This window comes from Neobacillus sp. FSL H8-0543, from assembly GCF_038592905.1.
GTDB lineage: Bacteria > Bacillota > Bacilli > Bacillales > Cytobacillaceae > Neobacillus.
This window is the reverse complement of sequence record NZ_CP151943.1, coordinates 2,322,060-2,336,635: the sequence shown is the minus strand read 5'-3', so window position 1 is coordinate 2,336,635 and position 14,576 is coordinate 2,322,060. Positions and strand designations below refer to the sequence as shown.

11 protein-coding genes are annotated in these 14,576 nt (G+C 43.6%); 8 read left to right on the top strand and 3 right to left on the bottom strand.

Going from position 1 to position 14,576, the window contains the following annotated elements; genetic code table 11:
- The first annotated feature begins 234 nt into the window (after positions 1-234).
- Entirely contained in the window at positions 235-417 is a 183-nt protein-coding gene (locus NSS81_RS11460; RefSeq protein ID WP_342433624.1) for an H-type small acid-soluble spore protein, read from the top strand.
- Positions 418-460: 43 nt separating this feature from the next.
- Here the strand turns inward: NSS81_RS11460 and NSS81_RS11455 are convergent, their stop codons facing one another.
- From NSS81_RS11455 to cls, 3 genes are all read right to left on the bottom strand, one after another.
- Positions 461-580 (bottom strand): DUF4023 family protein, encoded by a 120-nt coding sequence (locus NSS81_RS11455; RefSeq protein ID WP_342433623.1) that lies wholly within the window; start codon positions 578-580, stop codon positions 461-463.
- A 70-nt stretch (positions 581-650) separates the two neighbouring features.
- Positions 651-1,607: a UV DNA damage repair endonuclease UvsE gene (uvsE, locus tag NSS81_RS11450; RefSeq protein WP_342433622.1), complete on the bottom strand. Its 957-nt coding sequence runs from the start codon at positions 1,605-1,607 to the stop codon at positions 651-653.
- A 52-nt stretch (positions 1,608-1,659) separates the two neighbouring features.
- Positions 1,660-2,859, bottom strand: a complete 1,200-nt coding sequence (gene cls, locus NSS81_RS11445) for a cardiolipin synthase (protein ID WP_342433621.1) — start codon at positions 2,857-2,859, stop codon at positions 1,660-1,662.
- Between the two features lie 221 nt (positions 2,860-3,080).
- Here cls and NSS81_RS11440 point away from each other — a divergent pair, with 221 nt between their 5' ends.
- From NSS81_RS11440 to icmF, 7 genes are all read left to right on the top strand, one after another.
- Positions 3,081-5,180, top strand: a complete 2,100-nt coding sequence (locus NSS81_RS11440; protein WP_342433620.1) for a (Fe-S)-binding protein — start codon at positions 3,081-3,083, stop codon at positions 5,178-5,180.
- Positions 5,181-5,432: 252 nt separating this feature from the next.
- Entirely contained in the window at positions 5,433-6,620 is a 1,188-nt protein-coding gene (locus tag NSS81_RS11435; protein ID WP_342433619.1) for an acetyl-CoA C-acetyltransferase, read from the top strand.
- Between the two features lie 136 nt (positions 6,621-6,756).
- Positions 6,757-7,608 (top strand): 3-hydroxybutyryl-CoA dehydrogenase, encoded by an 852-nt coding sequence (locus tag NSS81_RS11430; RefSeq protein WP_342433618.1) that lies wholly within the window; start codon positions 6,757-6,759, stop codon positions 7,606-7,608.
- A 26-nt stretch (positions 7,609-7,634) separates the two neighbouring features.
- The gene (locus NSS81_RS11425; RefSeq protein WP_342433617.1) at positions 7,635-8,765 is read left to right on the top strand and encodes an acyl-CoA dehydrogenase; all 1,131 of its coding nucleotides are present in this window, start codon (positions 7,635-7,637) and stop codon (positions 8,763-8,765) included.
- Between the two features lie 619 nt (positions 8,766-9,384).
- The gene (locus NSS81_RS11420) at positions 9,385-10,524 is read left to right on the top strand and encodes an acyl-CoA dehydrogenase (RefSeq protein ID WP_342433616.1); all 1,140 of its coding nucleotides are present in this window, start codon (positions 9,385-9,387) and stop codon (positions 10,522-10,524) included.
- A gap of 26 nt (positions 10,525-10,550) precedes the next feature.
- The gene (locus NSS81_RS11415) at positions 10,551-11,201 is read left to right on the top strand and encodes a TetR/AcrR family transcriptional regulator (RefSeq protein WP_342433615.1); all 651 of its coding nucleotides are present in this window, start codon (positions 10,551-10,553) and stop codon (positions 11,199-11,201) included.
- On the top strand, positions 11,198-14,464 hold the full coding sequence (icmF, locus tag NSS81_RS11410) for a fused isobutyryl-CoA mutase/GTPase IcmF (RefSeq protein WP_342433614.1): 3,267 nt from the start codon (positions 11,198-11,200) through the stop codon (positions 14,462-14,464). The genes NSS81_RS11415 and icmF overlap by 4 nt, the downstream gene beginning before the upstream one ends.
- Positions 14,465-14,576: the final 112 nt, after the last annotated feature.

Here is a 14,576-nt window from a genome sequence, read left to right as displayed (position 1 = left end):
GCACGAGACTCCTGCGGGAAGAGCAAGTCACGGGAGACCCCGCAGGAGCGAAGCGACGAGGAGGATCCCGGACTGCCCGCGGAAAGCGAAGTGCCTGGAGCGGAAATCAACAGGAAAGTTTGTCACAGCCTGTTGGAAAAATGACCTAGTAAACATGAATTTTTTTCTAAAGGAGAATATTCACCCCAAATTTGCAGATATTATTAAAGAACTTTTAACGAGGAGTGGACCGCAGTGAATGTAGGAAGAGCGAAAGAAATACTTGAATCCGCAGATATGATTGATGTGACGTACGATGGTGCCCCAGTTATAATTCAACATGTCGATGATACAACGAAAATGGCCAGAATCTACTCAAAGCAAAACCCCGAGGATGAGCGAGACGTTCCTGTCTTAAATTTAATCGAGGAAGTATAAAAAGAGTCTCCGCTGCGGAGACTCTTTTTTCATGGCTCTTTTATTAATGCTGCTTGTTTGGCAAAAATTTTTCAGGGTCGTTTTGACCTTGACGCTTCTTATTTTTCTCTTGTTTTTTCTTGTTTTCATTAAAAGTTTTCACAAATTCACTCGTACTTTCCACTTAAAACCCCTCCTTGATTTAGAATCTAGTTGTTACTTTATCCATTTGGACGAGAAAACATGCACCCCGATTACTTGATCTCAATCGCCGCCCCGCTGACTCGCTTATAGCCCCGAAGCTTGCTCATTTCTTCCACCAATCGCAGCAATGCTTGGTCCTTTGCCTTCGCTTCAATCATAAAATCAACATTCTGTCCTACCTCTTTTAGTAGCTTCAAAAAAGGAAGGATAAACTCTAAATCGACAAAGTCTGCATGTGAACGAAACTCTTTTTCTGTTTTTGGCGAGGAGATATGTATCTTAGGTAGGAGCCGAATATGATCCCAAGTTTGAAATATCCTCGGCAATAGCTCCTCGAGGGCAGGTTCACAAGGATTGGCCATATGGTGATGATAATCAAAAACAAACGGAATGGTTTCCTTTTCACAGGCGATAAGTGTTTCCTCTGCGTTGTAGGTTTTATCATCATTTTCTAATGTCATCGCCGATTTCACAGGAGCTGGAAGCTTTTTTAGGTTTTTATGAAAGCGAATAATCGTTTCTGTTTTATCACCATAAGCACCTCCAATATGGATGTTTATCAAGCCTTCATGCTCGATCCCCACCGCCTCAAGCATCTGATAATGGTACTCCATATCAATCACTGCATTATCAGTAATTTTGGCTTTATCTGAGGTGAACAAAGTAAATTGGTTAGGATGAAAGCTCACCCTTAAACGATGTTTTTTCACTAGCCGCCCAATTTCCTGCCATTCCGAGCGAAAGGGAGATTGGAAATCCCAACGCACCTCAGGATGTGTCGCCAACGGAACAATCGAGCTCGACATCCGATATACCTCAATTTCATGAGCGATATTGTAATGAAGCATCCGTATCGTATGATCCAGATTTTGTTTCGTAACCTGCAATAATCTTTCGGCACGTTCCTGCTCGCCGAGCTGCTGGTAACGAGTAAAGGTAAGAGCCTTCGCCGGTGAGGCATCCCACAACGTAATCGCAGTCGATACATAGCCGAAACGAATTTTCATAGGGCAAACTCCTTTTTATTTATTGTGGTAAGGCGAAAATCTATCACAGCCGCTATAAAAAATAAGAAATTGACCCGGCAATGACTTCTTTTACCGATCGAAATAAATTAGGATGATTAAGATCTGATAACGTCAACGGCCTTGAGTCATGAATATCCTTAACGAAAACTTCCTTAAACCTTGCCACAAATTCCTCATCATAAAAATAGCAGTTAATTTCTTTGTTTAAAAATAAACTTCGTTTATCAAAATTGGCCGTACCGATATCACACAGACGATCATCAATAATAATCGTCTTTGCATGGTAAAATCCATTTTTAAATTGATAAACCTTTCCCCCTTCCCGAAGAAGCCGGCGCAAATAGCGGTAGGATGCTTCTTGCACAAGGATATGGTCAGCTGTAAACGGAACAATAATCGTTATTTCAATCCCGCGCCTTGCCGCCAGAATTAGCTCATGAAATATTTTTTTACTGGGGATAAAATAGGGCGTGCCAATCATAATGGACTTGTTGGCCATTTTTATTAAATTAAGATGCCTTGCTTCAAGCTGACCAGCCTCAGTGGGCACAAATTGCTGGCGTACCATTCCTTTTGGGAGCATCCTGCAATACTTTGTCACGTCAGGGACCTTTTCACCATACTCCTGCCAATCAACAAAAAACTCTTGCTGTAAGTACGAAACACTTTCCCCGGTGATTTTTAAATGATAATCACGCCAAGGACTGAGCTTTGGATCCTCATCGATATATTCCATGCCAACGTTAAAGCCGCCGAGATAACCAATTTCACCATCAATAACCGTTATCTTTCGATGGTTCCGTACTTGAGAGGAATAAAAAAGATAGGGGAGTTTAATCCGATTACTAAAAGCAAAATACACACCGGCCTCACGCAGCGAAGCAACAGTCTTTTTCTTCACGCTGAAACTGCCAATTCGGTCAAGCAGCAGACGAACTTCCACCCCTTCACGTGCCTTACCCTTTAATATCTCGAAGAACTCCTGACTAATTGGATCGTTTTTAACAATATAAAATAACACATGGATATGCTGTTTAGCGTTCTTTAACTCGTCAAAGTAATCGGCAAACAGCTTCTTTCCATGGGGAAAGATATCGAAGTTTCCCTGGAGAATCGGTGTTTCAAGTTTGCGAACAATCTTAAGATGCTTCCTGTATCCTAATGTGAAATCAAGATAAAACCAGCCAATGATAAGAAGTATAAGTCCAAGCAAAATGAATAGTAATTTCATAAGGAATTTTTCCTCCAATCATTGTTTTTATATTTACCAAACAAGGACCATTGTATGAATTTGAAAAAAATCAAATAATCTTTAAGTAAAAATGATTTGACTGAATGCTCATTCATTATATAATAGAGATAACAGTAAGTTCAGAAAATTTTATTGGTTTAAAATTTTCTACATAGTTAAGGGTAGATGGGACGAATATTTTTTAAAAGGGGGCGTATTGATTGAATGGACTTTTATGGGTAAACCTGATTGCATTTCTAGCTGTAACCGCTTACGCAATCAGTCTATTCGTTTATGTAGTTAAAACTAGAATTGAATTTATTAAACTCGGGAAGAAAGTAGAGTTTGACAACAATGTAAAAGAACGGATGCAAAAAATCTGGGTCAATGTGTTTGGACAAAAGAAACTTTTGAAGGACAAAAAGAGTGGTGCGATCCACGTGATGTTCTTTTATGGTTTTATTCTTGTTCAATTGGGTGCGATTGATTTTATCATCAAAGGGATTAAACCTGGCGCACATCTCCCGCTTGGACCCGTGTATCCAGTGTTCACATTTATCCAGGAGTTGGTCACGCTTACCATCCTCGTGGCTGTCATCTGGGCCTTTTACCGCCGTTACGTTGAAAAACTCGTCCGTTTGAAGCGGAATTTTAAAGCGGGACTTGTGTTAATTTTTATCGGTGGTTTGATGGTTTCCGTCCTTGTTGGGAATGGAATGGGTCTGATTTGGCATGGGGAAGCAGCAACTTGGGCGGAACCGGTTGCATCCGTCATCTCGCTGGCCTTTTCGTGGCTAGGCGAAACAGCAGCCATCGCGGTTTTCTATGTAGCCTGGTGGGCGCATTTATTATTCTTATTAACGTTCTTAGTGTATGTACCGCAATCAAAGCATGCCCATTTAATTGCCGGACCGGCAAATGTGTATTTTAACCGTTTGGAAAAACCGGGTAAATTGAAAAAGGTTGATTTTGAGGATGAATCACAGGAATCGTTTGGCGTTGGAAAAATTGAAGATTTTACCCAGCATCAAATGATCGATCTATATGCTTGTGTAGAATGTGGGCGCTGTACGAATATGTGTCCGGCAACAGGAACAGGCAAAATGCTTTCACCAATGGATTTAATCTTAAAACTCCGTGACCATCTAACCAATCACGGTGCTGCAGTAACCTCCAAGCAGCCTTGGGTGCCAACCTATGCGTTTGCAGGGACAAAAGGAAACCAGCTGGCACTTGCTGCAAGCGGTCAAGGGGCGCAAGAAGCAGCAGCATCGCTTGCTTATAACCCAAGCTTAATTGGCGAAGTCATTACCGAAGAAGAAATTTGGGCATGTACGACTTGCCGAAATTGCGAAGACCAATGCCCGGTGATGAATGAGCACGTGGATAAAATTATCGACCTGCGCCGTTATCTTGTTTTAACAGAAGGAAAAATGGACGCCGATGCACAAAGGGCGATGACGAATATTGAACGTCAAGGTAATCCATGGGGCTTAAATCGTAAAGAGCGCGAAAACTGGCGCGATGCCCGCGAGGACGTACATGTTCCAACGGTAAAGGAAATGAACAAGGCTGGCGAGGAATTTGAATACTTATTCTGGGTGGGTGCGATGGGATCATACGATAACCGGAGCCAAAAGATTGCCCTTGCCTTTGCTAAGCTCTTAAATGAAGCGGGTGTGAAGTTTGCGATCCTTGGAAACAAAGAGAAAAACTCTGGAGACACACCAAGACGTCTCGGAAATGAGTTCTTATTCCAGGAGCTTGCAACGAAGAATATTGAGGAATTTGAAAAAGCAGGGGTCAAGAAAATTATTACAACGGACCCGCATGCCTATAATATTTTCAAAAATGAATACCCTGATTTCGGCTTAGAAGCAGAAGTGTTCCATCATACTGAAATTCTTTATGAACTCGTTCGCGATGGAAAACTTGTTCCAAAACATGCAGTGAATGAAACAATTACCTTCCACGACTCTTGTTACTTAGGCCGTTATAATGATGTCTATGATCCGCCGCGGGAGATTTTAAAGTCGATTCCAGGTGTCAAACTTGTAGAGATGGAAAGAAACAGAGAAACAGGAATGTGCTGTGGCGCGGGTGGCGGCTTAATGTGGATGGAGGAAGAAACGGGTCATCGCATTAACGTGAGCCGAACGGAGCAGGCGTTAGAGGTAAATCCGACGGTTATTAGTTCCGCTTGTCCGTACTGCTTAACCATGCTTTCAGATGGTACGAAAGCAAAAGAAGTAGAAGAAAAGGTTTCAACCTACGATGTAGCCGAGTTATTAGAAAAGGCCATTTGCGGGGAAGTAGCATAGTTAGGTTTGTAGTGAGTGCTTAAGTTTTAAGAATAGCAGAGGTTGAATGGTTGTGTGAATCCACTTAATTTTATGAATTTTGTGTAAAACATTTCAACTTCTGCTATTTTTTATGTAAAATAGATAGTGAAGGATAAAACGCTTACATTTTGGTGAACGATTTTTTTTGCAGGGATATCGAGCGAGCGTTCAGTCGAATGAATTTTTTTACATCCAAATGACTGAATAGTAGGAAAAAGGGGAGTGTTTTATATGGGGAGAACGGTTATTTTAAGCGGGGTTAGAACGCCTTTTGGAAAGCTTGGCGGGAGTTTAAGCAGCCTGACTGCGGTTGAGTTAGGTGGAATTGCTGTGAAAGAGGCGTTGCTGAGGGCACAAGTGAAAGCCGATGACGTACAGGAAGTGATTTTAGGATCGGTATTACAAGGGGGCCAAGGGCAAATTCCATCGCGTCAGGCGGCAAGAGAGGCTGGACTGCCATGGGAAGTAAAAACAGAAACGATTAATAAGGTTTGCGCCTCGGGAATGCGCAGTGTGACATTAGCAGACCAAATCATCCGTGCAGGCGATGAAGAAGTGATTGTTGCCGGCGGCATGGAATCGATGAGCAATGCTCCGTATATTTTGCCAAAAGCACGCTGGGGTCTAAAGATGGGCGACTCCTCGGTAAAGGATTTAATGATTCATGATGGCTTAACCTGTAGCTTTACAGGCGTTCATATGGGCACCTACGGAAATTCAACCGCAAAAGAGATGGAACTTAGCCGTAAAGAGCAGGATGAGTGGGCATTAAGAAGTCATCAGCGTGCAATAGCGGCGATTGAAACAGGAAAGTTTGCCGAAGAAATCGTGCCTGTCACCATCCCGCAGCGTAAGGGCGAGCCTGTGGTCGTCAGCCAGGATGAATCACCGCGTAAAGATACCTCACTAGAGAGACTCTCGAAATTAGCACCCGTTTTTAATTCAGACGGAACGATTACAGCAGGGAATGCACCAGGAATTAATGACGGCGCGGCTGCCCTTGTGTTAATGAGCGAAGAACGTGCGATAAGGGAAGGCAGAGAACATGAGGCGGTTATTTTAGGGCATACAGCAGTAGCTGTCGAAGCGAAGGACTTCCCGCAAACACCAGGACTTGTCATCAATGCATTATTGAAAAAAACGGGCAGGGATCTTTCGGAAATTGACCTCTTTGAAATTAACGAGGCATTTGCTGCGGTGGCATTAGCAAGCGGAAAAATTGCTAGCCTCGACCCGGAAAAGGTCAATGTCAATGGCGGTGCAGTCGCCCTCGGACATCCGATTGGCGCCAGTGGAGCCCGTATCATCCTTACATTAGTGCATGAATTAAAGCGCCGCGGCGGAGGCATCGGGATCGCAGCCATCTGTAGCGGAGGAGGCCAGGGCGATGCCGTAATGGTGGAAGTACCGAAAGTATAATTTCGCGGGTAAATTGGGTATTTTCGCGGATATATCCATCGGCTTAGCGGATATCATTCATTTTTAGCGGAAATACCCTCATTTTTTGCGTATATGTCATCAATAGCTAATAAAAATGGGATTCGGAGGGGAAATAATGAGTGTTAAAAAAGTAATGGTGATCGGTGCCGGGCAAATGGGGTCTGGAATTGCCCAAGTTTGTGCGCAAGCGGGCTATCAAGTGGTTTTAAATGACTTAAAAACGGAATTTGTCGAACGCGGATTAGGGGTAATCAGCAAAAACTTAACACGCTTAGTGGAAAAAGGGCGGATGACAGCAGAGCAGAAACAGGATGTATTGGATCGTATTCGTCCGTCAACCGACTTAAACGATGCCAGTGCGGTCGACCTTGTCATTGAAGCAGCCGTTGAAAATATGGAAATTAAAACAAAACTCTTCGCCCAGCTAGATAAAATTGCGCCCGAAAATACAATTTTAGCAAGCAACACGTCCTCACTACCAATCACAGAAATTGCTGCAGCAACGAACCGCCCAGAGAAGGTAATTGGCATGCATTTTATGAATCCGGTACCAGTAATGAAGTTAGTGGAAATTATTCGGGGCTTAGCCACAGCGGATGAAGTCTATCAAACAATTGAAGAAATGACGAAAACCATCGGCAAGGTCCCTGTCGAGGTCAATGACTCTCCGGGTTTTGTCTCAAACCGTATCCTTTTACCAATGATCAATGAAGCGATTTATGCCTTGTACGAGGGTGTGGCAACAAAGGAAGCCATCGATGACGTGATGAAGCTTGGGATGAATCATCCAATGGGCCCGCTAACCTTAGCAGATTTTATTGGCTTGGATACCTGTTTATACATTATGGAAACCCTGCATGAAGGGTTTGGCGATGATAAATACCGCCCATGCCCACTGTTGCGCAAATATGTTAAGGCGGGCTGGCTCGGCCGTAAATCAGGGCGCGGTTTTTATACGTATGAATAATCAGTCCTCAAAAGGGGAGAAGGAAAATGAATCTTACATTCACCGAAGAACAAGAGATGATGCGAAAAATGGTTCGCGATTTTGCAGCTAGTGAAATCGCACCCTTTATAGAAAATATGGAAAAGGGCGAATTCCCCCGCGAAATTCTTCGGAAGATGGGCGAGCTTGGCCTGATGGGAATTCCAGTGGCTGAAAAATACGGCGGTGCCGAAATGGATTTTGTCTCCTATATCATTGCCATCAATGAACTTTCAAAAGTCAGCGCGACGGTGGGCGTCATCCTGTCTGTTCATACATCAGTCGGTACCAATCCGATTATTTATTTTGGCAATGACGAGCAAAAGCAAAGATATTTGCCAAAGCTTGCAACAGGTGAGTATTTGGGTGCGTTTTGCTTAACAGAGCCTAGTTCTGGTTCAGATGCTGCAAGCTTAAAGTCGCGGGCGGTAAAGGATGGAGAGCATTATGTGCTCAATGGCTCGAAGATGTTCATTACCAACGGCGGTGAAGCGGATGTTTATATTGTGTTTGCCTCCACCGACCCGACGCGGAGAACAAAAGGCATTTCCACATTTATTGTTGATAAAAATACCCCGGGACTTGTGATTGGCAAGGATGAGCGAAAAATGGGCCTTCATGGTTCAAGAACGGTTCAGCTAACCTTCGAGAACATGCGTGTTCCAGCAGAAAATCTCCTCGGCAAAGAGGGCGAGGGCTTTAAAATTGCGATGGCAAACTTGGATGTCGGTCGAATTGGTATTGCGGCTCAGGCGCTCGGAATTGCTGAAGCTGCTCTCGAAGCTGCTACAGCTTATGCGAAAGAACGCCGGCAATTTGGCAAACCAATCGCAGCCCAACAAGGGATTGGCTTTAAGCTGGCTGATATGGCAACAAATGTGGAAGCTGCGAAACTATTACTCTATCGTGCGGCTGATTTGCGTGCCCAAGGCTTAAATTGCGGAAAAGAAGCATCAATGGCTAAATTATTTGCTTCCAAAACGGCTGTTGAGGTTGCCACGGAGGCGATTCAAGTGTTCGGCGGCTACGGTTATACCGAGGACTACCCTGTCGAGCGTTATTTCCGCGACGCCAAAGTAACCGAAATCTACGAAGGTACAAGTGAAATACAACGGATTGTTATTAGTAAGTATTTGTAGTAGTAGTATTGGAAAAACATTTGCGTGGTAACCAGCATTTTACAATTAATGTAGATAAGGTGTCTGATTATGTAGTAAGTGAACGGAACTTTGTAGTAAAGAACTCAAATTGTGTAGTAAGCCCATATGGTTAGCCATTATTTTACAATTAATGTAGATTAGGTGTCTGATTATGTAGTAAGTGAACGGAACTTTGTAGTAAAGAACTCAAATTGTGTAGTAAGCCCATATGGTTAACCATTATTTTACAATTAATGTAGATAAGGCTTCTAATTATGTAGTAAGTGACTGGATATTTGTAGTAACGAACTCAAATTGTGTAGTAAGCCCATCTAGGTAACCAATATTTTACAATTAATGTAGATAGAGCTTCTGATTATGTAGTAAGTGAACGGAACTTTGCAGTAAAGAACTCAAATTGTGTAGTAAGCCCATCTAGATAACCAATATTTTACAATTAATGTAGATAAGGCTTCTAATTATGTAGTAAGTGACTGGATATTTGTAGTAACTGCACCAAACCTTGTAGTAGTCGACTCAAGTTATGTAGTAACTGAAATAAATTATGTGCCCTATATATCGTAACCTAACCAAAATTACCTTTAGGAGGACTAATAAAATGAACTTTCGATTGACTGAAGAGCATGAAATGATTCGTAAAATGGTGCGGGATTTTGCTAGAAACGAAGTGGCCCCAACGGCTGCTGAACGTGATGAGGAAGAACGTTTTGACCGCGAGATTTTTGACAAAATGGCAGAGCTTGGCTTAACGGGGATTCCGTGGCCGGAACAATACGGTGGAATTGGCAGTGATTATCTTGCTTATTGTATCGCGGTAGAGGAGCTTTCCCGTGTTGACGCATCAGTGGGTGTCCTTTTATCAGCCCATACCTCACTTGCCGGCTGGCCGATTTACAAATTTGGTTCAGAGGAACAAAAACAAACATATCTGCGTGCATTGGCAGAAGGTACGAAGATCGGCGCCTACGGTTTAACTGAGCCAGGTAGCGGTTCGGACGCTGGCGGGATGAGAACAACTGCAAGGCTCGAAGGGGACCATTATGTCCTAAACGGCTCAAAAATCTTTATTACTAACGGCGGCGAAGCAGACATTTATGTTGTTTTTGCCTTAACCGACCCTTCAAGCAAGCAGAAAGGAACAACGGCATTCATCGTGGAAAGTGACTTCCCGGGCTTCTCCGTCGGGAAAAAGGAAAAGAAACTGGGAATCCGTTCTTCACCGACAACAGAAATTATTTTTGAAGAATGCAGAGTGCCTGTCACCAACAGACTTGGCGAAGAAGGCGAAGGTTTTAAAATTGCGATGATGACGCTTGATGGCGGCCGGAACGGAATTGCAGCCCAGGCGGTTGGTATTGCTCAAGGGGCGCTTGACGCTGCTGTCGATTATGCAAAAGAACGCCAACAGTTCGGAAAGCCAATCGCAGCCCAACAGGGAATTGGCTTTAAATTGGCTGATATGGCAACAGGGATTGAAGCTTCAAGACTATTAACCTATCAAGCGGCTTGGCTGGAGTCAGAAGGCTTGCCGTATGGGAAGGAATCGGCGATGTCGAAATTATTTGCCGGTGATACCGCAATGAAGGTAACAACCGAAGCGGTTCAGGTATTCGGCGGTTATGGATATACAAAGGATTATCCGGTTGAGAGATATATGCGTGATGCGAAAATCACACAAATTTATGAAGGAACACAGGAAATCCAACGCCTCGTCATTTCACGAATGATTACGAAATAACAGGTGGAAAAAGGCGGTTTGAGGGGATGGAAAAACGAGAAGTACAGGCTTCGGTAAAGGATGAACGTCTCGTGCAGCGCAGAAGGGACCAAATGATTAAAGGGGCGGTTGCGCTTTTTAAAGAAAAGGGGTTTCACCGGACGACGACAAGGGAAATTGCCAATGCTGCCGGGTTTAGCATTGGCACGTTATACGAATACATCCGGACGAAGGAAGATGTTCTCTATTTAGTTTGCGACAGTATTTATGATCATGTCAGCGAGCGGCTACAGGAGGATCTGGAACATAAGCAAGGCACGATTGAGAGCTTGAAACTAGGAATCGCCAACTACTTCCGGGTCATTGATGAAATGCAGGCAGAAGTGCTCGTGATGTATCAGGAAGCAAAATCGCTCACAAAGGATGCTCTTCCCTATGTATTGAAAAAAGAAAATGAAATGGCTGCGATGTTTGAAAAGCTATTGTGGCTATGTGTCGAAAATGGCGAGCTGGAGATAACGGAAAAACAAATTAAAATCATTTCCCACACCATTATTGTTGAAGGACAAATGTGGAGCTTCCGCCGTTGGACATTACAGAAGTTATTTACGCTGGATGAATATATTGACTTACAAACAGAACTATTATTTTCAGGGCTTACAGGTGGTGCCTGTCACCTAAAAGGGGGAAAACAATGACGAAGAATCAAAGTTATCAGCCAAAGCATCATATTCGGTTTGTGACAGCATCGAGTTTGTTTGATGGTCACGATGCTTCGATCAATATTATGAGGAGAATTCTCCAAGCAAGCGGGGCCGAGGTCATTCATCTTGGCCATAACCGCTCGGTTGAGGAAGTTGTTAACGCGGCGATTCAAGAGGATGCTCAGGGAATTGCGATTTCTTCTTATCAAGGCGGACACGTTGAATACTTTAAATATATGTACGATTTGCTAAAGGAAAAAGGAGCACCAAACATTCGCATATACGGCGGCGGGGGCGGTGTCATTATCCCTCGTGAAATCAATGAGCTCCATGACTATGGGATCTCGTGGATTTTCTCTCCTGAGGATGGACGGAAGCTTGGCCTGCAAGGAATGATTAACCGCATGCTTGAGGAGTGTGATTTTTCAACAGTATCGGCAAACACAGTGGAGCAGATTGAATTATTGCCAACGGGCGACATCAATGCAGTCGCAAAGCTGATCACGCTTGCAGAGCTCCATGTCGATAAAAATCGTGAAGCGGCAGCAGCAGCCGAGAGCTTGCTTGAAAAAGTGAAGGAATTATCTCAGGAAGTTCCAGTGGTTGGTATTACGGGAACGGGTGGCGCGGGAAAAAGCTCGCTCACCGACGAATTAATTCGCCGGTTTATCAATGAACTTCCGGATAAAAAGGTAGCGATTCTCTCGGTTGACCCGACAAAGCAAAAAACAGGCGGCGCGCTATTAGGTGACCGGATTCGCATGAATGCGATCTTCTCTCCAAATGTGTATATGCGGAGCCTGGCAACGAGGGCATCAAGAAGTGAGCTTTCGCTGGCAATTAAAGATGCGGTCGCCGTCGTAAAGGCAGCAGGCTTTGACCTTGTTATCGTTGAAACTAGTGGAATTGGCCAAGGGGATGCTCAAATTACCGAAATTTGTGATGTGTCACTATACGTGATGACAAGTGAATTTGGGGCACCATCCCAGCTTGAAAAAATCGATATGATTGATTTTGCCGACTTAATTGTCATTAATAAATTTGAGCGCAAAGGCTCGGAGGATGCCTTAAGGCAGGTACAAAAGCAGTATCAGCGAAGTCATATGCTCTTTGAAAAAGATGCTTCTGAAATGCCTGTTTACGGGACGATTGCCAGCCAGTTCAATGACGCTGGAACAAATGCCTTATTTGCTGCTTTAATTGAACAAATAAATCAAAAAACAGGTAGCGATTGGAATACTTCCTTTTCTAAAGATGCATTAGTGGAAAAGCAGAATGTGATCATTCCAACAGACCGCCGTTATTATTTGCGGGAAATATCAGAAACTGTCCGCAACCATCATAAGAAGGCGGAAGAGCAAGCGAATATTGCCCGAAAGTTATTCCAGCTGGAAGGTGCTATCCTGGCAGTCAAAGAACAAGACTCGAATGGTGAAGTGATTGCCTCTCTAGAAGCAATCAAGCAGGAAACAGATAGTAAATTATCGGCAGAATCAAAACGGATTCTTGATGGCTGGGAAAAGTTAACCGCAGACTACAAGAGCGACAAATTCGTGACGAGAATTCGCGACAAAGAAATCATCACTGTTTTAAAAACAAAGAGCCTATCAGGACTGGATATTCCGAAAGTGGCATTGCCAAAATATAAGGATTACGGTGAAATTTTAAAATGGGTGTATCGTGAAAATGTCCCTGGATCATACCCTTATACCGCAGGAGTATTCCCGTTCAAACGGGAAGGAGAAGATCCAAGGCGCCAGTTTGCTGGAGAAGGCACGCCAGAACGGACGAATCGCCGTTTCCACTATTTGTCGAAGGATGATCCGGCCAAACGCCTAAGTACCGCCTTTGACTCTGTAACCCTGTACGGTGAGGATCCTGATTACCGTCCCGACATTTATGGCAAGGTCGGTGAAAGTGGGGTTAACGTTTGTACCTTAGATGATATGAAAAAGCTTTATGACGGCTTTGATCTTTGCCATCCTTCAACATCGGTTTCGATGACAATCAATGGACCGGCGCCGATTATTTTAGCAATGTTCATGAATACAGCCATTGATCAGCAAGTAAAGAAAAGAGAAGATGAGCTTGGCCGTGTGTTAACCGTTGAGGAGTTTTTAGAAGTGAAGGCATATACGCTAAAAACCGTCCGTGGTACGGTGCAGGCTGATATTTTAAAAGAAGACCAAGGCCAGAACACCTGTATTTTCTCAACAGAATTTGCGCTACGGATGATGGGCGATATTCAGGAATATTTCATTGAGAAACAGGTGCGTAATTATTATTCTGTCTCGATTTCGGGCTACCATATTGCCGAGGCAGGAGCAAACCCGATTTCACAGCTTGCGTTTACGCTCTCAAATGGTTTTACCTATGTCGAGTATTATTTAAGCCGCGGGATGAAAATTGATGACTTTGCGCCAAACCTATCATTCTTTTTCTCGAATGGTCTGGATCCTGAGTATACCGTCATTGGTCGGGTAGCACGGCGGATTTGGGCAACGGTGATGCGGGATAAATATGGCGCGAACGAGCGTAGCCAAAAACTGAAGTACCATATTCAAACCTCTGGCCGTTCGCTGCATGCACAGGAAATTGATTTTAATGATATCCGCACGAGCCTTCAGGCTTTGATGGCGCTGCATGATAACTGTAATTCGCTTCATACTAATGCATATGATGAGGCAATTACTACGCCAACCGAGGAATCGGTGCGCCGGGCGATGGCGATTCAAATGATTATTACAAAAGAGCATGGGTTAACGAAGAATGAAAATCCGCTCCAAGGGGCATTTATTGTTGAAGAGCTGACAGACCTAGTCGAGGAAGCGGTTCTTCAGGAATTCGAGCGCTTGAACGATCGCGGCGGTGTGCTTGGTTCGATGGAAACACAATATCAGCGCGGAAAAATCCAGGACGAATCGATGTACTATGAAATGAAAAAACATACGGGCGAGCTGCCAATCATCGGCGTGAATACGTATTTAAATCCAAATCCACCTTCTGAAGATGACGTCAATAATATGGAATTAGCGAGAGCGTCAAAGGAAGAAAAGGAATTGCAGATCCATAATTTACGCGCGTTCCAGGAAACGCGCGCCGCAGAAACCGACGAAGCACTAAAACGTTTAAAAGCAGCTGCCGTCAATAACGAAAATATTTTTGCGCAATTAATGGAAACGGTCAAAGTCGCCAGCCTCGGGCAAATTACAAGAGCACTATACGAAGTAGGCGGACAATACCGCAGAAATATGTAAACTATATAAAAGACAATGGCTCGGTTGGAGTCATTGTCTTTTACTATAAAAAATATTTTTTTTAATATGCTAAATTTGCTTTCTTTTTATATATAATATAGTGGAACTTAAG